The 555-nt window shown below is 65.4% G+C and carries 1 pseudogene; it reads right to left on the reverse strand.

The window, feature by feature from the left end:
- Window positions 1-555, reverse strand: a pseudogene (locus ABTU92_RS29120) (DNA-directed RNA polymerase subunit beta'); the annotation flags it as partial.

Here is a 555-nt window from a genome sequence, read left to right on the forward strand (position 1 = left end):
CCAGCGCCGGCGACGCGCCGCCTCGGTGAGCACGCGGGCGGTCTCCTGGAACGACGCCGCCGAGATGAAGGACCGGGTCTGCAGCGAGGCCTTGGTGATGCCGAGCAGGACCGGATGCGCCTTCGCCTCCTTCTTGCCCTCCTCGCGCGCACGGGCATTGACCTCGTCGAACTCGACCCAGTCGATCTGCTCGCCCTGGATCAGGTCCGTCTCGCCGGAGTCGTCGACCTCGACCTTCTGCAGCATCTGGCGAACGATCACCTCGATGTGCTTGTCGTTGATCTGCACGCCCTGCAGCCGGTAGACCTCCTGGATCTCGTTGACCAGATAGGCCGCCAGCTCCTCGACACCCTTGACCGCGAGAATGTCGTGCGGGGCGGGATTGCCCTCGACGATGTAGTCGCCCTTCTCGATGAGATCGCCGTCCTGCAGATGGACGTGCTTGCCCTTCGGGATCAGGTACTCGCGCGGCTCGACGTCCTTCTCGTTCGGCTCGATGGTGAGCCGCCGCTTGTTCTTGTAGTCGCGCCCGAACCGCACCGTGCCGGAGATCTC

Origin of the sequence: Rhodoplanes sp. SY1, assembly GCF_046000175.1 — a bacterium.
Taxonomy (GTDB): Bacteria; Pseudomonadota; Alphaproteobacteria; order Rhizobiales; family Xanthobacteraceae; genus Rhodoplanes.